At 69.4% G+C, this 24,883-nt stretch carries 25 protein-coding genes; 16 read left to right on the top strand and 9 right to left on the bottom strand.

Annotated features, from left to right (window positions below; genetic code table 11):
* Positions 1-42: 42 nt before the first annotated feature.
* The 6 genes from R3A49_07665 (at position 43) to R3A49_07640 (ending at position 6,800) form a co-directional block, all read left to right on the top strand.
* Positions 43-504, top strand: coding sequence for a flavodoxin (locus R3A49_07665; protein MEZ5170607.1), 462 nt, complete (start codon positions 43-45; stop codon positions 502-504).
* Positions 505-599: 95 nt separating this feature from the next.
* Positions 600-2,303, top strand: a complete 1,704-nt coding sequence (locus R3A49_07660; GenBank protein ID MEZ5170606.1) for a thiamine pyrophosphate-binding protein — start codon at positions 600-602, stop codon at positions 2,301-2,303.
* A 13-nt stretch (positions 2,304-2,316) separates the two neighbouring features.
* Positions 2,317-3,108 (top strand): SDR family oxidoreductase, encoded by a 792-nt coding sequence (locus R3A49_07655; protein MEZ5170605.1) that lies wholly within the window; start codon positions 2,317-2,319, stop codon positions 3,106-3,108.
* Positions 3,105-4,079 (top strand): NAD(P)-dependent oxidoreductase, encoded by a 975-nt coding sequence (locus R3A49_07650; protein MEZ5170604.1) that lies wholly within the window; start codon positions 3,105-3,107, stop codon positions 4,077-4,079. The genes R3A49_07655 and R3A49_07650 overlap by 4 nt, the downstream gene beginning before the upstream one ends.
* Positions 4,080-4,216: 137 nt before the next feature.
* Positions 4,217-4,435 (top strand): cold-shock protein, encoded by a 219-nt coding sequence (locus tag R3A49_07645; protein MEZ5170603.1) that lies wholly within the window; start codon positions 4,217-4,219, stop codon positions 4,433-4,435.
* 121 nt (positions 4,436-4,556) lie between these two features.
* A complete protein-coding gene (locus R3A49_07640) occupies positions 4,557-6,800 on the top strand; it encodes a molybdopterin oxidoreductase family protein (GenBank protein ID MEZ5170602.1) in 2,244 nt (747 codons plus the stop codon).
* Positions 6,801-6,883: 83 nt separating this feature from the next.
* Here the strand turns inward: R3A49_07640 and R3A49_07635 are convergent, their stop codons facing one another.
* From R3A49_07635 to R3A49_07620, 4 genes are read right to left on the bottom strand one after another with little or no spacing between them, the layout of a single operon-like run.
* The gene (locus R3A49_07635) at positions 6,884-8,074 is read right to left on the bottom strand and encodes an acetyl-CoA acetyltransferase (GenBank protein MEZ5170601.1); all 1,191 of its coding nucleotides are present in this window, start codon (positions 8,072-8,074) and stop codon (positions 6,884-6,886) included.
* Positions 8,075-8,077: 3 nt separating this feature from the next.
* Positions 8,078-9,079: an OB-fold domain-containing protein gene (locus R3A49_07630; GenBank protein MEZ5170600.1), complete on the bottom strand. Its 1,002-nt coding sequence runs from the start codon at positions 9,077-9,079 to the stop codon at positions 8,078-8,080.
* Complete coding sequence (locus R3A49_07625; protein MEZ5170599.1) at positions 9,042-9,497, bottom strand: hypothetical protein; 456 nt, start codon at positions 9,495-9,497, stop codon at positions 9,042-9,044. The genes R3A49_07630 and R3A49_07625 overlap by 38 nt, the downstream gene beginning before the upstream one ends.
* Positions 9,497-10,777, bottom strand: a complete 1,281-nt coding sequence (locus tag R3A49_07620) for a CoA transferase (protein ID MEZ5170598.1) — start codon at positions 10,775-10,777, stop codon at positions 9,497-9,499. Before R3A49_07620 ends, R3A49_07625 begins: the two co-directional genes overlap by 1 nt.
* Before the next feature lie 105 nt (positions 10,778-10,882).
* Between R3A49_07620 and R3A49_07615 the strand changes: the two genes are divergently transcribed.
* The 8 genes from R3A49_07615 to R3A49_07580 all read left to right on the top strand — a co-directional run bounded on the left by R3A49_07615 (position 10,883) and on the right by R3A49_07580 (position 17,830).
* A complete protein-coding gene (locus tag R3A49_07615; GenBank protein ID MEZ5170597.1) occupies positions 10,883-12,064 on the top strand; it encodes an acyl-CoA dehydrogenase family protein in 1,182 nt (393 codons plus the stop codon).
* Between the two features lies 1 nt (position 12,065).
* On the top strand, positions 12,066-13,244 hold the full coding sequence (locus tag R3A49_07610; protein MEZ5170596.1) for a CaiB/BaiF CoA-transferase family protein: 1,179 nt from the start codon (positions 12,066-12,068) through the stop codon (positions 13,242-13,244).
* Positions 13,241-13,765, top strand: a complete 525-nt coding sequence (locus R3A49_07605; GenBank protein MEZ5170595.1) for a MaoC family dehydratase N-terminal domain-containing protein — start codon at positions 13,241-13,243, stop codon at positions 13,763-13,765. The genes R3A49_07610 and R3A49_07605 overlap by 4 nt, the downstream gene beginning before the upstream one ends.
* Positions 13,762-14,241, top strand: coding sequence for a MaoC/PaaZ C-terminal domain-containing protein (locus R3A49_07600; GenBank protein MEZ5170594.1), 480 nt, complete (start codon positions 13,762-13,764; stop codon positions 14,239-14,241). The genes R3A49_07605 and R3A49_07600 overlap by 4 nt, the downstream gene beginning before the upstream one ends.
* Positions 14,241-15,368 (top strand): acyl-CoA dehydrogenase family protein, encoded by a 1,128-nt coding sequence (locus R3A49_07595; protein ID MEZ5170593.1) that lies wholly within the window; start codon positions 14,241-14,243, stop codon positions 15,366-15,368. Before R3A49_07600 ends, R3A49_07595 begins: the two co-directional genes overlap by 1 nt.
* Positions 15,369-15,460: 92 nt before the next feature.
* On the top strand, positions 15,461-16,279 hold the full coding sequence (locus R3A49_07590) for a ParA family protein (protein ID MEZ5170592.1): 819 nt from the start codon (positions 15,461-15,463) through the stop codon (positions 16,277-16,279).
* Positions 16,237-16,569 carry a hypothetical protein gene (locus R3A49_07585; GenBank protein MEZ5170591.1) on the top strand — a complete coding sequence of 111 codons (333 nt, stop codon included), beginning with the start codon at positions 16,237-16,239 and terminating at the stop codon, positions 16,567-16,569. The genes R3A49_07590 and R3A49_07585 overlap by 43 nt, the downstream gene beginning before the upstream one ends.
* A 49-nt stretch (positions 16,570-16,618) precedes the next feature.
* Positions 16,619-17,830: an alpha/beta fold hydrolase gene (locus tag R3A49_07580; GenBank protein ID MEZ5170590.1), complete on the top strand. Its 1,212-nt coding sequence runs from the start codon at positions 16,619-16,621 to the stop codon at positions 17,828-17,830.
* A 9-nt stretch (positions 17,831-17,839) separates the two neighbouring features.
* Here the strand turns inward: R3A49_07580 and R3A49_07575 are convergent, their stop codons facing one another.
* Positions 17,840-18,949 (bottom strand): hypothetical protein, encoded by a 1,110-nt coding sequence (locus R3A49_07575; GenBank protein MEZ5170589.1) that lies wholly within the window; start codon positions 18,947-18,949, stop codon positions 17,840-17,842.
* Positions 18,950-19,016: 67 nt separating this feature from the next.
* Between R3A49_07575 and R3A49_07570 the strand changes: the two genes are divergently transcribed.
* Entirely contained in the window at positions 19,017-20,150 is a 1,134-nt protein-coding gene (locus R3A49_07570; protein ID MEZ5170588.1) for a nitronate monooxygenase family protein, read from the top strand.
* Positions 20,096-21,037 carry a DMT family transporter gene (locus R3A49_07565; protein ID MEZ5170587.1) on the top strand — a complete coding sequence of 314 codons (942 nt, stop codon included), beginning with the start codon at positions 20,096-20,098 and terminating at the stop codon, positions 21,035-21,037. The genes R3A49_07570 and R3A49_07565 overlap by 55 nt, the downstream gene beginning before the upstream one ends.
* Positions 21,038-21,053: 16 nt before the next feature.
* Here R3A49_07565 and R3A49_07560 read toward each other — a convergent pair whose 3' ends face one another.
* The 4 genes from R3A49_07560 to R3A49_07545 all read right to left on the bottom strand — a co-directional run bounded on the left by R3A49_07560 (position 21,054) and on the right by R3A49_07545 (position 24,854).
* Entirely contained in the window at positions 21,054-21,836 is a 783-nt protein-coding gene (locus R3A49_07560) for an amino acid ABC transporter ATP-binding protein (GenBank protein ID MEZ5170586.1), read from the bottom strand.
* Between the two features lie 8 nt (positions 21,837-21,844).
* Positions 21,845-22,627, bottom strand: coding sequence for an amino acid ABC transporter permease (locus tag R3A49_07555; protein MEZ5170585.1), 783 nt, complete (start codon positions 22,625-22,627; stop codon positions 21,845-21,847).
* Positions 22,628-22,718: 91 nt separating this feature from the next.
* Positions 22,719-23,564, bottom strand: coding sequence for a basic amino acid ABC transporter substrate-binding protein (locus R3A49_07550; protein MEZ5170584.1), 846 nt, complete (start codon positions 23,562-23,564; stop codon positions 22,719-22,721).
* Positions 23,565-23,681: 117 nt separating this feature from the next.
* Positions 23,682-24,854 (bottom strand): amidohydrolase family protein, encoded by a 1,173-nt coding sequence (locus tag R3A49_07545; GenBank protein MEZ5170583.1) that lies wholly within the window; start codon positions 24,852-24,854, stop codon positions 23,682-23,684.
* Between the last annotated feature and the right edge of the window lie 29 nt (positions 24,855-24,883).

Here is a 24,883-nt window from a genome sequence, read left to right as displayed (position 1 = left end):
GACCTTGCGTACCGTCCGCGGATCCGGCACCCTCGCGAGGTTGTGCCGACGCTCCTGATCGTCCATCACACGCCGTCACCGGCGCTGGCGGACATGTTCGACGCCGCACACGACGGTGCCCGTGACCCGACCATCGAGGGTGTCGACGTCGTAGCGCGACCGGCCCTGACCGCCACGCCGACCGACGTGGTCGGGGCCGACGGCTACCTGCTCGGAACGCCCGCCAACCTCGGCTACATGTCAGGTGCTCTCAAGGACTTCTTCGACCGCATCTACTACCCGTGTCTCGACGCCACGACAGGTCGTCCGTACGGCGTCTACGTGCACGGCAACAACGACACCACGGGTGCACTCCGGGCGGTGGAGACGATCACCACCGGGCTCGACTGGCGACAGGTCGCCGAACCTCTCTCGGTGATCGGGACGCCGGATTCCGACCAACTGGCCGCGTGTCGCGAGCTCGGTGCCACGCTCGCTGCCCACCTGGCGTTGCACGGGTCCTGATGCACGCGAGGCACTGATGTGAGGTGGCGGTGTGTCGTGGCACGCAGTGCGTCGACGCGTCTACGATCCGCCCAGCCGGGAATCGGAGGTTGAGGATGGCTCGGATTGTCGGTGGTGAGGTGCTGGTGCGTTCGTTGCGTGCGCACGGCATCGACACGATCTTCTCGATCTCCGACATCGGCCAGAGCCCGATGCTGGCGGGCGCCGAGGCAGCGGGTATGCGTCACGTCGGGCCGCGCCACGAGAGTGCGGCGGTGCACATGGCCGACGCGTACGCGCGGAGCTCCGGGCGCATCGCGGCCGTCGCCGGCGCCGCCGGTCCCGGCGTCGCCAACATGGTTCCCGGGCTCATGTGTGCGTGGATGGAAGGCGTCCCGCTCCTGGCTCTCGGCACCCAGCGGGTCCGTCAGTCCATCAACGCCGTACGCCGCGGTCGGTTCCAGTTCGGCCCCCAACTGGAGGTCGTGCGACCGGTCACGAAGTTCGCCGGCGGCGTCGACAGCGCGAGGCGGATACCCGAGTTCGTGGCCGAGGCGGTCCGCCATGCCCGTGACGGGCGCCCCGGGCCGTCGTATCTCGACCTGCCGAGCGATGTTCTGCTCGAACCGGTCGACGAGGCCGACATCACGATCCACGATCCGCAGCGCGCCCTCTTCGCTCCCGGCACCCCTGACGCTGCCATGGTCTCTGCCGCCGCCGACCTGCTGGTGGGCGCCGACCGCCCACTCGTCCTGGCGGGTCACGGCGTCCACCGGGGCGACGCAGCAGACGCGCTACGCGAGGTGGCCGAGCGGACCGGCGCGTCGGTGATGACCACGGCCGGAGCCCGCGGCGCGTTCCCCGAGGACCATCCACAGTCGGTCGGGATGATCTTCCCCTGGGGAACACCCGCACACCTCGAGTCCGACGTGATCCTCGCTGTCGGCACCCAACTCGGGGAGTCGACCCAGTTTCTCATGCCACCCGGGTGGGCGGGCCCCGACACGCAGAAGGTGATTCATCTGGATGCCGACCCCGTGAACATCGGGGTGAACCGCGACGTCGACATCGCCCTCGTCGGTGACGCCCGCGCCGGCCTCCAGGCACTGGCCGACGAGCTCGAAGGCCGCGGCGATTCCCGGGCCCCGAGCGAGGCCGCGAGCACCTACGCCCGGGAGTACCAGGACTTCCGCCGGGGGCTCCAGGACTCCTACCTCGAGATCGACATGAGCCCTGTCCACCCCGGGCGACTGATGGTCGAGGCGGCACGTGCGCTTCCCGACGACGCGATGGTGAGCATCGACGGCGGCAACACGGGCCTGTGGGTCCACATGGCACTGACCGTGAACCGCCCACGCTCCCTGCTGTGGACCGGTCACTACGGCCACCTCGGAACGGGTCTGCCGTATGCGATGGGTGCAAAGATCGCCAACCCCGATCGCCCCAGTGTGCTGTTGTCGGGTGACGGCGCCTTCGGTTTCAACATCCAGGAACTCGAAACGGCAGCGCGCGAGGAGATCGACGTCGTGGCCGTCATCAACTGCGACTACGCGTGGGGCATGGAAGAGGTCTACATGCAGAAGACGGCCAACACCACCGTGGGGGTGAAGCACTCCGAGGTGCGCTACGACCGGGTCGCCGAGGCGCTCGGGTGCCATGCCGAGTTCGTCGACGACCCGTCCGATCTCCGGTCCGCGTTGGACCGGGCGCTCACCGCCGGGAGGCCGTCGGTGGTGCAGGTCGTCGTGAACGACCGCGAGAACATCAACCCGCCGGGCCTCGACGACTTCGTGGGGATGTACTCGGCGACGACCACCTGACCCCACCGGGCCGATGGCAGAAGACGTCGCGGTCGTCACGGGAGGTGCCGGGGGCCTCGGCCGCGCGTTCGTCGCAGAACTCCGGTCCGCAGGCTACGACGTCGTTCCCGTCGACATCACGGGTAGCGACCGGGTCCTCGACGTCACCGACGCGGAGGCGTGTCGCGCCCTGGCCGACGAGGTCCGGCCCGCCGTGTGGGTCAACAACGCGGGGATCACAGGGGCGGGCGACCTTCTCGACCACAGCGACGAGTACGTGCGACGTCTGGTCGATGTGAACCTGATGGGCGTGATCAACGGCACCCGTGCGGCACTCGGCCCGATGACCGCAGCCAGCCGTGGAAGCATCCTCAACATCGCGTCGCTGTCGGGGTGGGCGCCGACGCCGCATCTCGGTGTGTACTCCGCCACGAAGCACGGTGTGCGTGCCTTCAGCGTGGCGACGTCGGCGGAGGTCCGCTCATCCGGTGTGTCGGTTCAGTGCCTGCTACCCGACGGGATCAGGACGCCGATGGTGGATCCCACGAAGCCCGAGCAGCTCATGTCGTTCACCGGCAAGCGACTCCTCGAGCCCGACGAGGTGGCCGCGGCCGGAATGCGGCTGCTCGCGTCGAACCGCATCGTGGCGTCGGTACCGCGCACCCGATCGGCCACGGTGCCGCTTCTCGGTCTCGTCCCGCGCCTGGCGTTCCGTCTCCTCCCGTTCATCGAGCGACGTGCGCGCCGCAACCGCGAACTGCAGGAACGCTCGCTCGTGACACGCGGCGGTGGAGACGCCACCACGCCCGGTGCTTCGGCGCGGTGAGCGCCGGTCGGGTCTTCCTGACAGGGGCGGACGGCTTCATCGGACGCGCCGTGACAGAGCGGTTCGGACACGACGGGTGGGACGTGGCAGGCGTCGATCTCGCGGCGGATCCCGAGCGCGGAGTCGTGGCGGGTGACATCAGCCGACCCGGCGCGTGGCAGGAGGCGGTCTCCGGGGCCGACGTCATCGTCCACACGGCGGCGCTCGTATCGAACGTGGTGCCTCGCGACCGGGCCTGGGCGGTCAACGTCTGTGGGACACGCCACGTCATCGACGCGGCCGAGGCCGGAAACGTCGATCGCGTCGTCGTCTTCTCGTCGCTGGCCGTCTACTCGCACCACCGCGACGGCAACGTCGACGAGCATCGACCCGTCCGGCCCACCGGCGGCATCTACGGTGACACCAAGATCGCCGCCGAGCAGGTCGCCCTCCAGGCGCACGCCGAGGGCCGGGTGACCGTCACGATCCTGCGGCCCGGCGACGTGTACGGCCCACGATCGCGGCCCTGGACGATCCTGCCCGTCGAGATGCTGCGCGCGGGCCTCGTCGTTCTCCCCGCCCGCGGTCGCGGCACGTTCGTACCGATCTACGTCGACGACCTCGTCGAGGCCGCCGTGCGCGCCGCGACGTCGGACGATGCGTCCGGGCAGGTGTTCAACGTCACGAGCGGTGAGGCGGTCGAGACGCGCGAGTTCTTCGGCCACTACTGCCGGATGCTCGGGATCGACGGCCCGAGGACCGCACCCACGCCGGTCGCGGTGGCCGTGGCCGAGGTGTCGGGTCGTGTCCTGCGGATGTTCGGGCGCCCGAGTGAGGCGAACGCGTCGACAATGAGGATGCTGGCGGGGACGGGCGACGTCTCGGTCGACAAGGCGCGTCGAGTCCTGGCCTGGGAGCCGGAGGTCGGCCTCGTCGAGGGGATGCGCCGCACCGAGGAGTGGCTTCGATCCGAGGGCTACCTCGACGGGTAGCCGGCACCGTCGCCGCCCGCGACCCTTGCCGGGAGCGGGCCCCCGGGGAACCAGCGGCGATTCCCGGCCGCTTGCGCCGGGGGTCACCCGGAGCGTCTAGCGTTGGGGCTGACGAGGGTGTCGTTCGGATTCCTCGCATGAGAGAAAGAAACGAAGTGGCAACAGGAACAGTGAAATTCTTCAACGACGACAAGGGCTACGGATTCATCTCCCGTGAAGACGGCGATGATGTGTTCGTGCACTTCTCCAACATCCAGGGTGAGGGTTTCAAGACCCTCGACGAGGGCCAGAAGGTCGAGTTCGACGTGGCTCCCGGCCGTAAGGGTGAGGAAGCGCAGAACGTTCGAGTCATCTAAGAGGACCGAACACCCTTCGGAGCCGCCGGCCCACCCGGGTTCGGCGGCTTCGTCGCGTCCGGGTCGTGGCGCGGTCGGTGTCGTCGGCGATGCGCTCGGCCCCGGCGACCGCTAGCGTCGCGTGACGATCCGGGAGGGCGTCGTGGACACGACCTACATCACCTGTCCGTTGTGCGAGGCGACCTGCGGCCTCGAGGTCACGACCGACGGCGACGAGGTCGTGCGCATCCGGGGCGACCGCGAGCACGTCTTCTCCCGTGGGTACATCTGCCCGAAGGGATCGACGCTCAAGCAGCTGCACGAGGATCCCGACCGGCTGCGGTCCCCGGTGGTCCGCGACGGTGACGCGTGGCGGGACGTGTCCTGGGACGAGGTGTTCGCCGAGATCGACCGTCGGCTCCCACCGATTCTCGACGAGCACGGCCGCCAGGCTCTCGGCCTCTACCTGGGGAACCCCAACGTCCACACGATGGCGGGCCAACTCTTCATCATCCCGTTGGTCTTCGCCGGGGGCTCCACGAACGTGTTCTCGGCGTCGACGGTCGACCAGATGCCCAAGCACGTGACCGCCGGCCTCATGTGGGGCGACCCCCTGGCGTTTCCGTTGCCCGATCTCGACCGTACCGACCACCTTCTGATGCTGGGCGCCGACCCTTACGAGTCGAACGGGAGCTTGTGCACGGCTCCCGACTTCCCGGGGCGCCTGGAGGGGATCCGCGAACGTGGCGGGAAGGTCGTCGTCGTCGACCCTCGGCGCTCGAAGACCGCTCGGCACGCCGACGAGCACGTGCAGATCGTCCCGGGAACCGACGCCCTGCTGCTGTGCGCGCTCGCACACACGCTCTTCGACGAGGACCTCGTCGATGTCGGCCGCCTGGAGCCACACGTGGCCGGGGTGGAGGACGTCCGATCCGCTCTCGACCACTTCACGCCGGAGAGGGTGGCGGCCGCTACCAGTGTCACCGCCGCAACGATCCGACGACTCGCCCGCGAGGTGGCTGCCGCGCCGTCGGCTGCCGTCTACGGGCGAATGGGAAACCACACGGTGGAGTTCGGCGCGATCGCCTCCTGGGCCGCCGATGTGTGCAACGTGCTGACGGGCAACGTCGACAGGCCGGGCGGGATCATGTTCGCGGGTGCTGTCCACGAGCGCCTCGCGACAGGTGAACCCGGGGGTCGCGGTTTTGCTCCGGGCCGGTGGGCGAGCCGCGTGAGGGGTCTGCCCGAGGTACGGGGAGAGCTGCCGGGGATCACCCTCGCCGACGAGATCGAGACACCCGGCGAGGGCCAGATCCGCGCCGTGATCAGCGTGGCGGGTAATCCCGTGCGCTCCTACCCCAACAGTCCGCGCCTCGACGCGGCGTTCGACTCCCTCGAGTTCTACGTCGCCGTGGATCCCTACCTGAACGAGACGACCCGCCACGCCGACGTGATCCTCCCACCACCGTCGGCGCTCGAGCGCAGCCACTACGACTTCACGTTCTCGAGGAACGCCGTGCGGGCCGTCGCGCAGTACTCCCCACAGGTGCTGGACCACGACGGGCTCGACGAGAGCGAGATCCTCGCCCGCCTCGTGCTCGTCCTCTCCGGTACGGGCGCCGACGATGACACCGCGACGGTCCACGACCAGGTGCTGTCCTTCTACGTCGACCGGGAGCTGCGCAAGGAGGACAGCCCCGTGTTCGGGCGTGACAAGAAGGAGATCCTCGCGGCACTCGAGCCGCTGCCGCCGGTGGAGCGCGTGGTCGACTTCCGGATCCGGACCGGTCGGTTCGGCGACGGCTTCGGCGCCGACGCCGACGGGCTCACACTCGAGCGACTGAAGGGGCGCCCGCACGGAATCGACGGCGGCCCGATGGTCGAGCAGATGCCCGCGGCCATTCGCACCGCGTCGGGCAAGATCGAGCTGGCGCCCGATCCCGTGATCACCGATCTGGAGCGCCTCCGCTCGTCGTTGGAGAAGGACACCAACGGGAGCCTGCGCCTCGTCGGCCGACGGCAGCTGCGCTCCAACAACTCCTGGATGCACAACGTGAAGGTGCTCGTGAAGGGCCGCGACCGCTGTACCCTCCAGGTCAATCCGGCCGACGCCTCGCGTCTCGGCCTCGACGACGGCGGAACGGCCGTTGTCGCATCGCGTGTCGGCGAGGTGACGGCTCCCGTCGAGGTGACCGACGACATCATGGAGGGTGTCGTGTCACTGCCGCACGGTTGGGGTCACAACGTTCCCGGAACCCGGATGTCGGTGGCGGCCGAGCACGCGGGTGTCAACCTGAACGCCCTCACCGACGACAGCGTCTACGACGTGCTCTCGGGCAACGCCGCCCTCAACGCTGTCCCCGTCGAGGTCACGCCCGCCCCCTGACACCCCCGACCCCCGCCGAGATGGTGCGATTCCTGTCGCTATTCGACCACGATCGCACCAACCTGGTGGGGTGGGCGGTCGGGTCAGTCCTGGGTGGTGCTGACGAGGGAGACGAACGAGACCATCTCGCCGGGGTAGCCGCCGAGGTTGTGGGTGAGCCCGATCGTGCGGTCGGTGCTGATCTGGCGCTCCTCGGGCGCCTCGCCGCGCAACTGGAGCCAGCACTCGAACATCATCCGCAGGCCCGACGCGCCGATCGGGTGCCCGAAGCTCTTCAGGCCTCCGTCGGGGTTGACGGGCAATTCGCCGTCGAGGTCGTAGGTGCCGGCGAGGATCTCCTTCCAAGCGGTTCCCCGCTCGGCGAAGCCCAGATCCTCCATGAGGACCATCTCGGTGGGCGTGAAGCAGTCGTGCACCTCCGCCATGGCGATCTCGGCGCGGGGATCCTCCACGCCCGCCTGCGCGTAGGCGTCTGCGGCGGTGGCGGCGACCTCGGGGAACGTCGTGTAGTCGTAGTCGGGGTCGAGCGAGCCCGCCCCGGTGCCGGCCACGAACGACAGGGCCTTGATGTAGAGCGGGTTGTCGCAGTACCGGTGGGCGTCCTCGGCCCGGCACACGATGGCGGCGGCCGCGCCGTCGGCGACACCGGCGCAGTCGAACACGCCGAGCCCACCCGCCACCCGCGGCGACGCGGCGATGGCCTCCTTGCTCATCTCGCGGCGGAACTGCGCCCGCGGGTTGCGGGCGCCGTTGTAGTGGTTCTTCCAGGCGATCCGGGTGAGGACCTCGGCCACCTCCTCCTCGGCGACGCCGTAGCGCTCGGCGTAGGCGGGCGCCACGAGGCTGAACATCGCCGCGGCCGTGAGGGTGCGCCCCGTGCCGTCGGACGGTGGGGCGATCCCGTTGAGGCCCTGGTAGCCGGAGTCCTTGACCTTCTCGACCCCCAGCGCCATGGCCGTGTCGTAGGCACCGGATGCAACGGCGTAGGCGGCGTTGCGCAGTGCCTCCGAGCCGGTGGCGCAGAAGTTCTCCACGTGGGTGACGGGCTTGCCGGTCACCTGCAGCGGTCGGGCGAGCGTCATCCCGCTCATACCTGACATGGCGGTGCCGAGCCAGTAGGCGTCGACGTCCTGCTTGGTGATCCCGGCTGACTCGAACGTCTCGTCGGCGGCGTCGATCATGAGGTCGTCGGCGCTCTTGTCCCACGCCTCACCGAAACGGGTGCAGCCCATCCCGACGATCGCCACCTGGTCCTTGATCCCGTGTGAACCCATTGCTCAACCCTCCGGCGTCCGGATCGGACGCGCCTTCCAGAAATAGTTGTGGACCCCTTCAGCCGTGTAGAGCCGCCGGAACGTCATCTCCACGCGGTCACCGATCGCCACGTCGTCGGCCTCGACGTCGGTGAGCTCGCACGGCAGCCGACCGCCCCCGTCGAAGTCGAGTACGGCGAACACGACCGGGGGGCTGGGGGAGTAGACCATCCGGTCGACGGTGAACGTCACGACGGTCGCCGGCACGTCGGCCATCGGCGCCGGATCCATGTCGTCGACTGCACCCCCCTGCCACGAGACGCGCTGCGGGGGGAGGTGGAGCGCGCCACTGGAGCGGTCGCGCGACCCGACGAAGGCGAACTTCCAGTCCTCGGAGCGCACTGACGGAGGCGCCGCGGTGCGCGTCGGTGGCGGGCGACGCGGTGGCTCGACGGTGACCATCTCACGCCAACGAAGGAACTTCCCGTAGGGGAGACCGTCGTCGCCGGTGGCGATCTGATCGACGACCGGCACGCTCACGCGGTGCTCCGCGACGGCGTCGGTCGTGCGGAACACGAGCACCTCCGCGCCGTCGGCGAGTACGATGACTGCGATCGTCTGGCCGGGCGAGGCGTCGTCGAGCACGGAGGCCAGGAGCAGGCCCGGGTGTGCCGTCCCGGTGTTGCCGACCGTGGCCGACAGGTCGTCGACGTAGGCCTCCTTCGCGGCGCCGAGCCTCCGTGTGAGGCCCTTGACGGCTCGTGCGTGTGTGCCGGTGGCGACGATTCGGTCGAGGTCACCGGCGTCGAGCGCCGCCGACTTCAGAGCGTCGTTCCACGCACGCTCGCCCAGGGGCACGTACATCGTCTCGACGAAGCGCTCCTCCCACACCTGCGAGCGCTCCTCGCCCGGGAGGCGCCAGCGGTCGAGGAACTCCTCCGTCGCCGACGCCCCACCCAGGAACTCGGCGAGGACCGGCGCCTGGCTGTCATCGCCCACGAGCAGGCCGGCGCGCCGTCGCCCCACCGCCGGCCTCGTCGGCGGAGGTCGGCAGGCCGGTTCGGATGTCGGACGAGACGACGAGTGTCGGCTCGTCGCTGCGCAGCGCCACCCGCAGGGCGCCGACGCCCGAGCGCACGGCCCCGGCCATGTCGAGGGCGTCGGCGTCGGTGTCGAGTCGCAGGGCCGCGTGGATCGCCGTGGCGTTGGTCTTGTCGAGGTACGCAGGCGCCGAGGTGGCGAACCACACGGCATCCGGCCGGACGTCGGGTGCATCACGCAGGGCACGTCGCCCGGCCTCTACGCCCATCGAGGTGGTGTCCTCGTCGTAGGAGGCCACGGCCCGGGTGCCCTTCCCGGGTGCGCCGCCGAACACCTCCGACACGGCGCTGCGCTGGAGTCGGTGGTAGGGCACGTGGGTTCCGTAGCCGATGATTCCTCGCATCAGTTCCGTCCTTCGACGGCTGTGGCCATCGCTGGTGAGATCACGCCACGTTCGGCGAGTGTGTCGAGGTCGCTGTCGGTGAGGCCCAGCATGTCGTCCAGCACCTCGTAGGTGTGCTCGCCGAGGCTCGGGAACCGTCGCAGCGGTCCCTCGGCGACGTTCGACATCTTCACAGGGTTGCCGACCACGAGCATCGGGTCGTCGCTGTCGGGCCGGTCGACCTCGAGGATCATGTTGCGCGTCGCCACGTGCGGGTCGGCGGCCACGTCGGCGGCGGTGTTGCTGGGCCCGGCCGCCACGCCGGCGGCGCACAACTCGAAGCAGGCCTCCTGCTTCGTGCGACCGGACGCCCAGGACTCGACAGCGGACCGGATCTCGTCGCCGTGGTCGTCCCAGCCCTGCCGTGTGGCGAAACGCAGGTCGTCGCGCCACTCGGGCTTCCCGATCACCTCGGCCAGGCGATCGAACTGGTGCTCCCGAACGACCTCGAGGACGAACCAACCGTCGGACGCCCGGTATCCGGCGATGATCCCCTGGCCGCCCCCGCCCTGGCGGAACGGCGCGGCGCCCATCGACCACATGAACGGCACGAGGTCGGCCATCGCCACCATCGTGTCGAACATCGCCACGTCGACGTGCTGGCCCTCACCCGTGCGGTCGCGGTGGCGCAGCGCCGCCAGCGTGCCGATCACCGCCACGAGGGCACTGCCGATGTCGCCGAGCGCTCCGGCCACGAGGGGCTCGGGCGGCTCGTCGGCCGCGCGGTTCATCTCGTAGAAGCCGGCCATCGCCTCGGGGATCGGGGCGTAGGCGGGCCACGAACGGTAAGGGGAGTCGTCGCGGACGCCGAAGCCGGTGACCGACACCACGATGATGCTCGGGTCGATCTCGAGGAGCGCCCCGTGTCCCAGGCCGAGCCGCTCCATCGTGCCTGCCTTGAAGTTCTCGCACACGACGTCGAAGTGGGGGACGAGCCGTCGGAACAACTCGACGCCCTCCTCGGTCTTGAGGTCGAGCCCGATGCTGCGCTTGCCGAGGTTGTTGCGCAGGAAGGTGGCGCCCACCTCGCGCCCGTCGACGTCGGTGAGCGACGGCGTGGCCCCACGGCCCGACTCACCGTGGACGGGATGCTCGACCTTGACGACGTCGGCGCCGAGATGTGCCATGAGCTGCGTGGCGTACGGCAGGGCCTGCATCTGCTCGGCGGCGAGGACGCGGACCCCGTCGAGGGGCTTGCCCGACCCGGCGCGCTCGGGGTGGGCGACGTCACCGATGCGCATGGCGGAATCGTATCTGACGACCCGTCAGATATAGGCTCCGGCGGCGTCACCGGCGGGGACGGGCACTCCGGCCCACCTCCCGCCCGGCGTCCCGGGAGGACAGGGATGGACTTCGAGTTCAGCGACGATCAGGTGGCCTTCGCCGAGGAGGTCGAGGCGTTCCTCGACGCCCACGACGACCCCGAGGTTTTCGACCTGACCCGGGAGAACATGGCCCAGATCGTCGACACGCCGAAACGCCGGGCCTTCATGCGCAAGCTCTCCGACAAGGGGTGGCTGGGCATGACCTGGCCCGAGGAGTACGGCGGAACCAACGGCGAAGGGGTCTACGAGTATCTCCTCAACGAGGCCCTGGCCGGCCGGGGTGGTCCCCAGATCGGCAAGGGGGTCGGCATCATCGGAAAGACCCTCATCCGCCACGGTAACGACCGACTCAAGGCCGAGTTCCTCCCCAAGATCCTGCGCAACGAGGTGGAGTTCGCCGTCGGCTACAGCGAGCCCGACGCCGGCTCCGACGCGGCGGCGATGAAGCTCAAGGCCACACGCGACGGCGACGGGTGGCGCCTCAACGGCCAGAAGACCTGGACAACGTCTGCGCACTTCGCCGAGTGGTACTGGGTCGGGGCGCGCACCGACCCCGACGCCCCGAAGCACCACGGCATCAGCCTTTTCCTCGTGCCGCTCGACGACCCGGGTCTCACGATCAACGCCATCTGGACCATGGGCGACGAGCGCACCAACGACGTGTTCTTCGACGACGTCTACGTGAGCGACGACTACCTCGTCGGAGAGGTCAACAAGGGCTTCCAGTACATATCCGAGGCTCTCGACCTCGAGCGCTTCACGATGTTCACCTTCTCACCGATCAAGCAGCGCCTCGATCTCCTGTGCGAGTACGTGAAGACGACGGTGCGCGACGGTGAGCCCCTCAAGGACGACCCGGTCATTCGTCAACGCATCGCGCAGCTCGTCACCGACGCCGAGGCCGCCCGCGTCCTGGGCCTGCGCGTCGTGGCCGCGTCGATGAAGGGCGGTGCGCCGCCGACGTCGGAGGCCTCGGAGTACAAGCTCTTCGCCACGGAGCTCTCCAAGCGCCTCGCCGACGCGTCGATGGACATCGCCGGCCCGGGATCGCAGTTGCGGGTGAAGACGACCACGGCCCCCATGGAGGGTCGTGCCGAGTCGACCTACCGCTACACGGTGATCGACACGATCGGCGGCGGGGCCTCGGAGATCCAGAAGAACATCATCGCCCGCCGCAAGCTCGGTCTTCCGAAGAACTTCTGACGTGACACCTCCAGACGCCGATGCTGCCGGACCGCTCAACGGTTGCACCGTTCTCGACTTCTCGACCGTCGGGCCCGCGGCACGCTGTGCCCGCATCCTCGCCGACTACGGCGCCGAGGTCGTGAAACTCGGGCCCGTGCCCAAGGACGGCGGCGTCGTGATCCGCCCGCCCTACTTTGCGTACGGAGCCCACCGTGGCATGCAGCGCATGCAGCTCGACCTCAAGGCCGACAGCGGTCCGGGCACCTTCCTCGCTCTGGCGGAGTACGCCGACGTCGTGATCGAGAGCTTCCGCCCCGGCGTGGTCGATCGTCTCGGTGTCGGATACGACGACGTGGCGGCCGTGAACCCCGGGATCGTCTACTGCTCCACCAGCGGCTACGGCCAGAGCGGCCCGCGCTCCACGTGGGCGGGACACGACATCAACTACCTCGCCGTGTCGGGCTACCTGGCGTGCTCGGGGCCGGGCGCCGACGGCACGCCGCCGCTGCCCGGGGCCACGGTCGCCGACGGCGCCGGTGGGGGCATGCACGCCGCGCTGGCGGTCCTCGCCGCGCTCGTCGGGCGCGAGCACGCCGGCACCGGCGCGTACCTCGACTGCTCGGTCGCCGACGGCATGCTCGGGCTCATGGCCCTGGCCGTCGACGAGTACCTCGCCACCGGCGTCGAGCCCGGTCCCGGCCACGACATCCTCACCGGCCGCTACGCCTGCTACGACACCTACGCGTGCGCCGACGGCCGCTTCATCGCCGTGGGCGCGATCGAGCCCGCCTTCTTCGCCAACCTCTGCCGGCTCCTCGACCTCGAGCGGTGGACGGCGCACCAGACCGACGACGAGCACCAGGACGAGATCCGCGCGGCGTTCCGCGACGCCTTCGCCCGGAGGAGCCGCGACGAGTGGGTCGAGGACCTCGCCGAGGCCGACACATGTGTCGCTCCGGTTCAGACCGTCGCTGAGGTGGCCGCGGACGCCCAGTACGCCGCACGTGGCGCGTTCGTGACGGCAGCGCTACCCGGGCACGGCGAGTTCCGACAGGTCGGAACGGTCCTGGCGGGGGAGCCGGCGCCGTCGGGCTCCCTACCCGATCCCGACGCCACCGCCACCGACGCGCTGCTGGCCCGCGCCGGGATGGCCGCCGCCGACATCCAGCGCCTTCGCACGGAAGGAGTCGTGGCGTGACCGGCAGTTCCGACACGAGCGCGCTCGACGCGGTGTGCGAGCTCATCGATCAGCCTCAGTACGAGGAGGAAGGCGAGTTCGACGTCGAGCGGGGCTACATCTTCACGAGCTGCTCGGCAGCCGAGAACGGCAATCCGCTCTTCTGGGACGACGACGTTGCCGCGGAGATCACGGGTGGGCCGGTCGCCCCTCCGAGCATGATCTCGGTCTGGTTCCGGCCGCACCACTGGTCGCCGTACCGTGACGAGCCGGGTCTTCCCCTCCGGGTCCACTTCGACCTCAAGGAGAGGCTCGGACTGCCCGAGGCGGTCATGACCGGCAACGAGGTGGTCTTCGGCGAACCCGTCCGCCCCGGCGACCGGCTCACGACGCGGCAGTTCCTCCGCTCCCTCAGCGACGAGAAGACCACGAAGCTCGGCACCGGCCGGTTCTGGGTCATCGACGTGGAGTACACGAACCAGGACGGTGCCCACGTGGGCACCGAGACGTGGACCGGCTTCGGATACCGGAGGGAACCATGACCGTCCCGGTACGCCTGCTCGGCGATGTCGTCCCCGGAGAGGTGATCGACCGTCTCGACGTCGACGTCACGACGACCACGATCGTTCTCGGTGCGCTGGCCAGTCGCGACTGGCGGCCGATGCACCACGACCGAACCTTCGCCCAGGAGCGCAACGGCACACGAGACATCTTCATGAACGCGCCGCACCAGGCCACCTACTTCGAGCGCTACCTCACCGACTGGTCGGGCCCGCACGGTCGCCTCGGGCGCATGAGGTTCCGTATCAAGGCGTCGGTCTTCCCCGACGACACGATGACGTTCTCCGGGACGGTCGACGACGTGAGTACCGACGACACCGGCTGCGGATGGGCCGACATCACCGTCACCCTCACGGTCGGCGACGACACCGTGTCCGAGTGCAACGCACGGATCGCCCTACCCGTGGACGCCGACGACAACCCCTGGAACCGACACGACGACGACTGGACACCCTGATGGACCTGGACTTCACCGATGAACAGGAGATGCTGGCCGAGGCCGTCGCCGGCCTGTGCGAGCAGTACGCCTCGCTCGACGTCGTGCGCGAGCTCGAGGACGACCCCACCGGGTACCCCGCCGAGCTGTGGAAGCAGCTGGGCGCGCTCGACCTGCTCGGTCTCACGCTCCCCGAGGAGTACGGGGGGTCGGGACAGTCGCTGCTCGAGGCCGCCATCGTCTACGAGCAGTTCGGCCGTGCCCTCACGCCCAGCCCGCACTTCGTCAGCTCCGTGATGTCCGGCGGCGTGCTCGCCGCGGCGGGCTCCGACGACCAGAAGAAGGAGTGGCTCCCCCGCATCGCCTCCGGTGATGCCGTTCTCACGACGGCGTGGCTCGAGCCCGAGAGCGGATTCGGGCTGCGGGGCGTCCACCTCGAGGCGACGGTCGACGGCGACGACGTCGTGCTGGAGGGCAGCAAGCTCCACGTGCCGTTCGCCTCCTCGGCCGACCGGCTCCTGGTCCTCGCGAGAACCGGTGGGGACGACACCGATGTCGACCTGTTCCTCGTCGACCCGAAGACGCCCGGCGTGACCCTCGAGCAGCAGATGACCGTCGCCTCCGACACGCAGTACAGCGTCACTTTCGAGGACGTGCGCGTTCCCACGGCCGACCGGGTGGGAGCCGGCGGTTCCGGGTGGGCGACATGGGACACCGTCATGCACGACGGCATCGTGCTGCTCGCCGCCCAGGCCATCGGCGGGGCGGAGGCAGCCCTCGACATGACCGTCCAGTACGCCAAGGACCGCCACCAGTTCGACAAGCCTCTGGGGGCGTTCCAGGCGATCGCCCACTACCTCGCCGACGCGGCCACGACCGTCGATGGCGGTCGGACCCTCGTGTACGAGGCGGCCTGGGCCCGTTCCGAGGGGCGCTCGATCGCCCGCCTCGCTCCCATGGCGAAGCTCTTGGCCACGAAGACCTTCCGCGACGTCACAGCCATGGCCCAGCAGGTCTTCGGAGGCGTGGGCTTCACGCTCGAGTACGACGTCCAGCTCTACTTCCGGCGGGCCAAGCAGCTCCAGATCTCCTGGTGGGATGCCCGCTATCTGGAGGAGCTGGTCGCCTCGTCCGTTCTCGACGACTGACGTCCCCGACGGCTGACGCCTCACCCGGGAGACTGTGCCCCGGAGTGTGGGGTCACACCACCGGCGGGGCTTCTGCGGGTAGCGTGCAACGGATGCCCGTCGTCACGATCGTGAACCAGAAGGGCGGGGTGGGCAAGACAACCGTCGCGCTCGCTCTCGCGGAGACCGCAGCCGCCCATGGGCGGCGCGTTCTGGTCATCGACCTCGACCCGCAGGGCAACGCCACGAGCGGCCTCGGCGTCTGGGACGCACCGGCCGGTGTCGAGCAGGTGCTCGACCAGGGCACGCCGGCCTCCCTCACGGGTGTGATCCGACCCTCGGGCTGGGAGCTCGCCGTGGGGGTGCCGCCCGACGTCGTTCCGAGCACTCCCGCGCTGGCGTCGCGCGAGGTCCAGCTCGCCACGGACCCCGTCGGGGCCCAGGACCGCCTCGAGACAGCCGTGTCGGGATCCGACCACGACCTCGTTCTCGTCGACTGCCCACCGTCGCTCGGGCTGCTCACCGTCAACGGGCTGTTCGCCGCCGACCGCGCTCTCGTTGTCACCGCCCCGTCGGCCTGGGCCGCCGACGGGGTCGAGCAGGTCCTCCGGACCATCGCCCGCGTGTCCGACCGACACAGCGGCCGGCCCGGCACCCCGTCGATCGTGGTCAACAACCTCGGACGAACCCGCGACGGCCGCTACTGGTACGAGGAGATGGCGCAACGCTACGGCGACCGGGTCTGGCCGGCGATCCACCAGCGGGCGGCGATCGCCGAGGCCGCTGCGCAGTCGCTACCGTTGCGGGGTCTCGGCTCCCGTTCGGGTGCGCACGAGGCGGTCGCCGAGTTCGACGCCGTGTTCGAACGACTCGACGCCACGGAGGAAGCATGGCTTACGACCCCCAACGCAAGCACCAGCGCCGGCGCGTGACCGAGGAGGACGGCCCGGCGCCCGTCGACACCCTCCTCGACGAGACAGCCTCCCCACCGCCGGTCAACGGCTCGTCGCCGACGACCGACACCGCTGCGGCTGCGACGGAAGCACTTCCCGACAACACGGCGTCGATGCCGGAGCGTGTTCCGCCCGTGCCGGATCCTCCGTCCGGCGGCTACGCCGAGGCCGCCGACCGGCGCCTGGTCATCGCCGTGGCCGGAACCGTGGTCGTGGCCTGCATTCTCCTGGCCCGGCGTCGCCGACGTCGTCGTCGCCGGGCGTCGTAGCGCCGCCTGATCCCGTGCCCGCCGGGTTCGTCGGATGACGATCCGACGCGTGATCACAGCTGCCGTCCTTTCTCTCCTGCTCGTCGCGTGTGACGGCGGCGACTCCGACAGCGCACGGCCCGAACCGTCGGCGACCGACGTTCCCGCCACCACGGGCGACGGCGCCGGGACACCCTCCACGGTCACCTTCTACGCGCCTCCCGACGTTCTGGAGTCGGGAGAGCCCGGTGAGATCCTCGACTCGGAACCGATCGCGCTGCGGGACGGCGTCGACGGTGACGCTGTCAAGGTCACCTATGTGTCCACGACGCCCAACGGCGACCTCGTCCCGGTCACCGGCGTGATCGTCACCCCGACGGGCCCGACGCCCGAGGGTGGTCGGCCCGTGGTGGCGTGGGCACACGGGACGACGGGTGTGGCCGACCGCTGCGCGCCGTCGAACAACGCGCCGTTCGGCTTTCCCGGTCTTGCCGAGTTCCTCGACGACGGCTACGTCGTCGCGGCGACCGACTACTACGGCCTGGGGACGGAGTCGCAGCACCCCTATCTGGTGGGGCAGGCCTCGGCGCGCAGCATCATCGACATCGCCCGGGCCGCCACGGACGACGACAGTTTCGGAGCGGGCGACGACGTCGTCGCCGCGGGTGCGTCCCAGGGTGGCCACGCCGTGCTGTTCGTGCGAGAGATCGTCGGCGACTACGACCCGGACATGGACCTGGCGGGCATCGTGGCCAGCGCCCCGATCACGGATCTCAACGAGTTCCTCCTGCGCGGCGTCACCGAACCGGCGAACTTCCCCCTCACGGCGGAGGCCATCGCCACCTGGGAGACCGTCTACGACGAGGCTGATCTCGAGTCACTCGTACCGTCCGAGCTGGTCGACCGGTACCGTCTCGTGAACCTGGCATGCAGCGAGGACATCTCCGCAGCGATCGAGGGCGTCGACACCACGGCCCTCTTCCGCCAGGACCCCGAAGACCTCGCGACCTGGCAGGAGATCGTGCGGGTCAACACCGGCGTCCCCGCCGACGAGGACATCCCGATGCTGATCCTGCACGGCGCGGACGACGAGCTCGTTCCGGTGTCGGGTACCCGCGCGATCGTGGAGGGCCTGTGCGAAGCGGGCGAGGACGTCGAGTACGTGGAAGAGCCGGGTTGGAGCCACGTCGACGCGTGGCTGGAGGCCCTGCCGGAGATCGAGGCCTGGATCGCCGACCGCTTCGCGGGCGAGCCGCCGCCCAGCAACTGCGGTAGCACGTGACTCGGACGGCTAGGAGCTCTCCGTCGCGGGGATCTCGCGGCGTTGCTCGGAGAAGAACTCCCAGCCGAGCTCGGTGGCGTCGACGTCCATGGTCGTGGCCCCGACCACCGACTCGATCGAGGCCGTGAACTCGCTTCCCGGCCAGGCGTGACCGCCGCCGTCGACGACGTACAGCACGACACGGCCGTCGTAGGGGCAACCGGTGTAGGTACGACGTCCCACGGTGTCGGAGACGTCGGTCGCCTCGAAGTCCCCGTCACAGCCGTTGCGCAGCGCCCACGTGGTGGCCCGCTCGGGCACGGTGTCGGGTGCGAAGTTCTCGATCGTGGCGTCCTCGTCGTCGAGGTCGATTCCCGGGTCGGCGCCTTCGCCGATCGTGCCGCCACCCTCGGTGGGGAGGTCGAGAGCGCCGGCTCCGAGCCCGCCGTCGAAGACGACGAACTGGTCGTCGGTCCCGTGGAAGATGATCGCCGGCATCGGATGGTCGGGATCGCAGTCGTCGACGGTGAGGATGCCCGCCACGGGCATGACCGCAGCGAACCTGCCGGTCGTCGTGCACGCCAGGGTGGACGTCAGCATCGCGCCGTTGGAGAATCCCGCGGCGTAGACCTGGGAGCGGTCGATGCACAGGTCGGCCTCGAGCTGGTCGAGGAGGGCGTTCGTGAAGTCGACGTCCTTTCCGTCCTGTGCGATGTTCCACGCCGGGACCTCACCGAGTCCCTGCGGGGTGACGGTGATGAATCCCTCGACATCGCCCAGGTCCCGGAAGCCGCTGGTGCGCGCGTGGACCTGCGACCCCTCGAGGTAGCCGTGGTAGTCGACCACGACGGGCAGCGGAGTCGCGCCGTCGTAGGCCGGGGGGATCGACAGGATGTAGCTGCGCTCGTCGGAGCCGCTCGTGACGGTCCGGTCCTCGTCACCTGCGGGAAGTGCCGCACCAGCGTCGCAGCCCGACGACGGGACCTCGGGGAGGTCGAGTGCGGAGAGGGCCCGGTCGCCTCCCTGCCCGTCCCTGTCGGGCTCACCGTCGGCGCTTCCGCCGCCGCCGGAACAGGCAGGGGCGGCGAGCAGTACAACGCCGAGCAGCACGATGCTCAGGACCGCGAGACCTCGTCGCATCGCACGACACTAGGAGCTATGACGCCTTCTGCATACAATCGACCGCACACCTAGGGGGACAGACACCATGCGCACCGAAGTCTGCGAGAAGCTCGGCATCGATCTCCCGATCTTCGCCTTCAGTCACTGTCGCGACGTCGTCGCGGAGGTCAGTAAGGCCGGAGGCCTCGGCGTGCTGGGAGCGGTCGCTTTTCCGGCCGACCAGCTCGAGGTGGAGTGCCAGTGGATCGACGAGCACTGCGGGGGCCGCCCGTACGGCGTCGACATCGTCCTGCCCAACAAGTACGAGGGCATGGGCGAGCTCGACGCCGAGAAACTGGAAGCCGACCTCCTCTCTGCCGTGCCCGAGCAGCACCGGAAGTTCGCCGACGAGATCCTGGAGGCCCACAACGTCCCAAAGCTTCCCGACGACGATGCGCCGGTTGTGGGACAGCTCCTCGGGTGGACGGCGGCCACGGCGGCACCCCAGGTGGAAGTGGCGCTCCGGCACGACAACGTGAAGCTCATCGCCAACGCTCTCGGCACGCCGCCACCGGATGTTCTCGAGGAGGTTCACGGCGCGGGACGTCTCGTGGCGGCCCTGTGCGGTGCGGCCAAGCACGCCCGCGCCCACCGCGACGCAGGTGTCGACATCGTGATTGCCCAGGGAACCGAGGGTGGTGGCCACACCGGTGACGTCGGGAGCATGGTGCTCTGGCCGGAGGTGATCGACGCCGTTCCCGACACGCCGGTTCTCGCCGCCGGCGGGATCGGGAGCGGGCGACAGATGGCCGCCGCCCTCGCCATGGGTGCCCAGGGTGTGTGGACCGGCTCGTTGTGGCTCACCGTCGAGGAGGCCGAGACGCCGCCGGCGCAGATGACGTCGTACCTCGAGGCCGGTAGCCGCGACACGGTCCGCTCCCGGGCGTGGACCGGCAAGCCCGCCCGCATGCTGCGCAACGACTGGACGGACGCGTGGGATGCCGACGACACGCCCGATCCTCTCGGGATGCCGCTCCAGTTCATGGTGACCTCCGACGCCGTCGCCCGGGGCCACCGCTACTCCGAGCAGGCCAAGGACGTGATGTTCAACCCGGTCGGTCAGGTCGTCGGGCAGCTCAACCAGGTTCGCCGCGTCAAGGACGTCATCTACGACCTCGTGGAGGAGTGCATCGAGACCAGCGAGCGGCTGGCCGCACTGATGCAGGAATCCGGCAACTGAGCGCCACCGGGCGCGGTCGCCTGGCGGTCGTCGCTGCCGCCTTCGTCTTCGGATCCACGTTCGTCATCGTCCAGGACGCCGTCGAGGACCTGACGCCGGCCGCCTTCCTCGCGTTCCGCTTCGCCGTGGCTGCGGTGGTCCTCGTGCCCCTGGTCTCACGAGACCGGCCGCCCCCGAACCCGGAGCCCGGGGCCGGGGGTCTGCCGGTCGCGGGGGTCCTGTCGGGTGCCGTGCTGGCGGCGGGCTACCTCTTCCAGACGGCCGGTCTCCAGTTCACGACCGCCACGAACTCGGCGTTCATCACGGGCCTGCTCGTGGCGTTCACACCGCTGCTGGCGGCGGTGTTCCTCCACCGGCCGGTGACGCCCACGACGCTGGCGGGTGTCGTGATCGCCATCGGCGGCCTCGTCGCCCTGACCGGCGGTCTCGACTCACTCGGTCGCGGCGACGTGCTCACGATCGGGTGCGCCGTGGCGTTCGCCGGCCACGTCATCGTCCTCGACGTCTTCAGCCCGCGCTTCGGCCTCCTGGCCTACACCGCCGTCCAGATGGCCGTCGTGGCAGTTCTGTGCGGGCTGCTCGTCCCGTTCACAGGAGTCGGGACCTTCTCGGTCCCGGCGGTGTCGGCCGTCGTGTTCACCGGCGTTGTCGCCTCGGCGGCGGCGTTCTGGCTCCAGGCCTACGGTCAGCGCTATGTCGGGCCGTCACGCACGGCGCTCCTGTTGCTGCTGGAGCCCGTCTTCGCCGGCCTGCTCGGCTATGTCGTGGGGGAACGCCTCGGTGTCGGCGGTGTGATCGGAGCGCTGCTCATCCTCGCCGGTACCGGTGTCGCCGAGATCGGCGCCATGCGCAGCTCGGGGGACGAGCCCGAGGCCACCGCGGCGTGAGCCGGGTCTCCGGGACTCAGTGCTCCTCGAGGACCCGGTGGAGGAACTGGCGGGTTCGCTCCTCCTGCGGGTTCCCGATCACCTGATCGGGCGGCCCGTCCTCCACGATCTGACCGTCGTCCATGAAGATCACCCGGTCGGCGACGCTGCGGGCGAAGCCCATCTCGTGGGTGACGACGAGCATCGTCATGCCCTCCTCGGCGAGCGAGCGCATCACACCCAGGACGTCGCCGACCAGCTCGGGGTCGAGGGCGCTCGTGGCCTCGTCGAACAGCATCATGTCGGGGTGCATCGCCAGCGACCGGGCGATCGCCGCACGTTGCTGCTGGCCCCCCGAGAGGTTGATCGGGTACTCGTCGGCCTTGTCGGCCAGCCCGACCCGCTCCAGCATCGCCCTGCCGATCTCCTCGGCCTCGGCCTTCCGCCGCTTCAGTACACGTCGCTGGGCGATGGTGACGTTGCCGAGCACGGTGAGCTGCGGGAACAGGTTGAAGAGCTGGAAGACCATCCCGATGCGCTGTCGAACCTTGTCGACGTCGCAGTCGGGGTCTGTCAGCTCGAAGCCGTCCACGACGATCCTCCCGGCCGTGGGCTCCTCCAGCAGGTTCACGCAGCGCAACAGCGTCGACTTCCCCGAGCCGGACGGGCCGATGATGCACACGACCTCGCCGCGCTCGACGTGGAGGTCGATGCCCTTGAGGACCTCGAGGTCACCGAAGGCCTTGTGGAGGCCGTCGATCCGGATCGGCGTGCCGTCGTCGCCGGCATCGGGCGTTGAGGGCGGTGTGGCGTCGTCCATCGTGGCGCTCACCGTGCCGCCCGGGCCCGTCGCTCGATCATCGCCGCCATCTGGGTGAGCGGGATCGTGATCGCGAGGTACACGACACCGGCCGCGATGAACGGCGTGGCGTTGGCCGAGTCGATCACTCCGTCGCGCGCGAAGCGCGTGATCTCCCGGGTCGCCTCCGTGACCCCGAGCACCGAGATCAGCGACGTGTCCTTCAAGAGGAGCACCAGCTCGTTGGTGAGCGGCGGGATGATGATTCGGAAGGCCTGGGGGATCACGATCGTGACCATCGCCCGGCCGTAGCTCATTCCGAGCGACCGTGCGGCCTCCATCTGCCCGCGGGGCACCGCCTCGATCCCGGCCCGGATGTTCTCGGCGATGTAGGCCGACGCGACCATCGCGAGCGCCAGCGATCCGGTCGTGTAACGGCCCGGAAGGGTGGTTCCGGTGGCGATGGGGAGACCGAACCCGATGATGAGAATGGTGAGCAGTGCCGGTAGTCCCCGCAGGAGCTCGATGTAGGAGAAGGCGAACCAGCGGTACGGGCGGATGCTGGAGATCCGCATCAGGGCGATGACGAGCCCGAGCGTGAGTCCTCCGGTGAAGCCGAAGAACGTGAAGATCAGCGTGTTGACCGCTGCCTTGGTGACGATGTCGGGGAACTGCTCGGCGAAGATCTCGGGGTCGAAGAACGACTCCTGGATGCTGGACCAGTCGACCGTGAGCGCGATCCACACGAGCAGGACCCCGGTGGCGACGTAGACACAGATCCGGATGAGCCTGGCGCGTTGTCGCTTCGACACGGTGCCCTCCTCGGACTCCTCGACGGAATCGCGACAGCGGGGGCCCCGCAGGGCCCCCGCCGTTCGCTACGTGCTCCGTTCCGCGTGTGGGCTAGCCGGCCTCGCCGGGCTCGCCTCCGGGGAACCACTCCTGGAAGATTTCGTCGTAGGTCCCGTCGCCGCGCAGCGCCTCGAGCTGCTCGTTGACGGCGTCGATGAGCGCCTGGTTGTCCTTGCTCGCAGCGAAGCCGTACTGCTCACCGGTCGGGAAGGTCTCGGTGACGGTGACGGAGTCGTCCTGGTTTGCCCGGTCGAGGTTGACCGGGAAGTCCTGGAGGATGGCGTCGATCTCACCGGAGTCGATGGCCAGGAACATGGCCGCCGGCTCGTCGTACTCCCGGAGCTCGGCACCGTCGGGAGCGTTCTCCTCGGCGTAGTCGGCACCCGTTGTCCCGGTCTGCACGCCGATGGTCTTGCCGTCGAGGTCGTCGAGCGAGGAGATCTCACCCTCGTCGTCGGTCCGGATCAGCAGTGACTGGTCGGCGTCGAAGTACGGGTCGGAGAAGAGTGCCTCCTCCTCGCGCTCGGGGGTGATCGTCATGGCCGAGCCGACGAGGTCGCAGGTCCCGGCGGCTGGAGCCAGCCAGATCCCGTCGAAGGGCTGCACGGTCGGCGCGAGCTCGAGGTCGAGATTCGTGGCGATGGCCCGCAGGAGCTCCATGTCGAACCCGGTGAACTCGCCGTTCTCCTCGAACTCGAAGGGCTCGTAGGGCGAGTCGGTGCAGACGGTGAGCTTGCCGCCGGCCACCAGATCGAGGTCCATCGTGTCGGAGCCACCGGAGTCGCCGGCTGTTGTCGTGGAGCTGTCAGAGCTGTCGGAGTCGCTGTCGCAGCCGAACGCCACGAGAGCAACGAGAAGCGTGACGACGAGAAGCCGCCATATGCCGGAACGGCGCATGAGTCCCCCTTGATGGATGTCCCCCGCCCCGTGGCGGGACGGGCGCACTGTAGCGGCCCGACAGCCCGGAATCCCCTCGTGGCACACTTCAGACACGGCACGGCGTGTGCCCGTGCGTCAGGCCTCGAGGCGGTACAACTCCGCGGCGTTGTCGCGCACCATGCGGCGACGTTCCTCGGCGGGCACGCCCGCCATCGTCTCCTCGATGATCCGCCGGCTGTACGGCCAGTCGTGGCGGTGGTGCGGGTAGTCGTTGGACCACATGAGGTTGTCGACACCGATCCAGTGGCGGTTCGCCATCGCGAACGGCTCGCGGATGAACGTGGCCTTCCAGTTGCGGTGCCAGTAGTCGGAGGGCGTCATCTTCAGATTCGACCCGGCCCACACGCGGTTGCGCCACCAGTGGTCGTCCATGTGCTCGAGGAAGTTGGGGATCCAGCCGACTCCGCACTCGACGGCAACCATCTGGAGCCCGGGGAAGCGGTCGAACATCTCGGAGTAGATGAAGCGTGAGATGAAGTCGGACGCACCGGCCACCGCGCCGCCCATCGTCGCCATCGTGATCCGGTCGCCGCTCACGGCCGTGGCGGCCTTCTTCGCGGAGCCCGCTTTGCGCTGCCCGGCGTGGCGAAGCCCGCTGTGGATGTGGATCGGCATCTCCGCTTCCTCGGCGGCGGCCCAGAACGGGTCGTCGTCAGCGCTGAGCCGGGCGTTCCCCGAGGGGAAGGCCGAGAGGATCACGCCGCGGTAGTCGAGGGACGTGGCTTCGTGCAGGGCGGCCACCGAGCTCTCGATGTCGACGCCGGGAATCTGGTACATGGCCAGGAGCCGGGAACGGTCGGCGGCCGTGAACTCGTCGTACATCCACTGGTTGTAGGCAGCCACTCCGGCACGGTGGTAGTCGTCGTCCTCCTGGGCCATGAAGGTGCCCATCGTGCGTTGCGACGGGTAGAGGACCTCCGCGTCGACACCGTCGATGTCCTGATCGACGAGGCGCTCCTTGCCGTCGAAGGCGCTCTTGCGGATGGTGTCGTAGCTCGAGCCGTACCACTCGAGGTCTTCGTAGCGTTTCCCCCACTCGCCGGTGTTGCTCACGAGCCCGAGCGCCATCGGAGGAGCACCTGGCACCAGTTCCCACGCGTCGCCGCCCTTGGGGTCCTTCACCAACTTCGGCATACGGTCGTGGTACTTGTCGGGGAGGAACCGCTCCCACATGTCGGGTGCCTCGATGACGTGTCCGTCGGTGGAGATGATCCGGTAGGCGGTGCCGCTGCCCGCTGGTGGTGCCATGCTGCCTCCTGTGGTGTTTCGGGTACGCG

Source organism: Acidimicrobiia bacterium (genome assembly GCA_041394025.1).
Lineage (GTDB): Bacteria > Actinomycetota > Acidimicrobiia > IMCC26256 > JAOSJL01 > JAOSJL01.
Note: the sequence above shows the minus strand (reverse complement) of the source record. Positions and strands in the feature narration are given on the sequence as shown.

What these genes read in the sequence shown, in the direction of transcription:
- R3A49_07660 (MEZ5170606.1), top strand. Translation starts at nt 600, where the DNA reads ATGGCTCGGATTGTCGGTGGTGAGGTGCTGGTGCGTTCGTTGCGTGCG.
- R3A49_07655 (MEZ5170605.1), top strand. Translation starts at nt 2,317, where the DNA reads ATGGCAGAAGACGTCGCGGTCGTCACGGGAGGTGCCGGGGGCCTCGGC.
- R3A49_07645 (MEZ5170603.1), top strand. Translation starts at nt 4,217, where the DNA reads ATGAGAGAAAGAAACGAAGTGGCAACAGGAACAGTGAAATTCTTCAAC.
- R3A49_07635 (MEZ5170601.1), bottom strand. Translation starts at nt 8,074, where the DNA reads ATGGGTTCACACGGGATCAAGGACCAGGTGGCGATCGTCGGGATGGGC.
- R3A49_07625 (MEZ5170599.1), bottom strand. Translation starts at nt 9,497, where the DNA reads ATGCGAGGAATCATCGGCTACGGAACCCACGTGCCCTACCACCGACTC.
- R3A49_07620 (MEZ5170598.1), bottom strand. Translation starts at nt 10,777, where the DNA reads ATGCGCATCGGTGACGTCGCCCACCCCGAGCGCGCCGGGTCGGGCAAG.
- R3A49_07615 (MEZ5170597.1), top strand. Translation starts at nt 10,883, where the DNA reads ATGGACTTCGAGTTCAGCGACGATCAGGTGGCCTTCGCCGAGGAGGTC.
- R3A49_07600 (MEZ5170594.1), top strand. Translation starts at nt 13,762, where the DNA reads ATGACCGTCCCGGTACGCCTGCTCGGCGATGTCGTCCCCGGAGAGGTG.
- R3A49_07595 (MEZ5170593.1), top strand. Translation starts at nt 14,241, where the DNA reads ATGGACCTGGACTTCACCGATGAACAGGAGATGCTGGCCGAGGCCGTC.
- R3A49_07590 (MEZ5170592.1), top strand. Translation starts at nt 15,461, where the DNA reads ATGCCCGTCGTCACGATCGTGAACCAGAAGGGCGGGGTGGGCAAGACA.
- R3A49_07585 (MEZ5170591.1), top strand. Translation starts at nt 16,237, where the DNA reads ATGGCTTACGACCCCCAACGCAAGCACCAGCGCCGGCGCGTGACCGAG.
- R3A49_07575 (MEZ5170589.1), bottom strand. Translation starts at nt 18,949, where the DNA reads ATGCGACGAGGTCTCGCGGTCCTGAGCATCGTGCTGCTCGGCGTTGTA.
- R3A49_07570 (MEZ5170588.1), top strand. Translation starts at nt 19,017, where the DNA reads ATGCGCACCGAAGTCTGCGAGAAGCTCGGCATCGATCTCCCGATCTTC.
- R3A49_07560 (MEZ5170586.1), bottom strand. Translation starts at nt 21,836, where the DNA reads ATGGACGACGCCACACCGCCCTCAACGCCCGATGCCGGCGACGACGGC.
- R3A49_07550 (MEZ5170584.1), bottom strand. Translation starts at nt 23,564, where the DNA reads ATGCGCCGTTCCGGCATATGGCGGCTTCTCGTCGTCACGCTTCTCGTT.
- R3A49_07545 (MEZ5170583.1), bottom strand. Translation starts at nt 24,854, where the DNA reads ATGGCACCACCAGCGGGCAGCGGCACCGCCTACCGGATCATCTCCACC.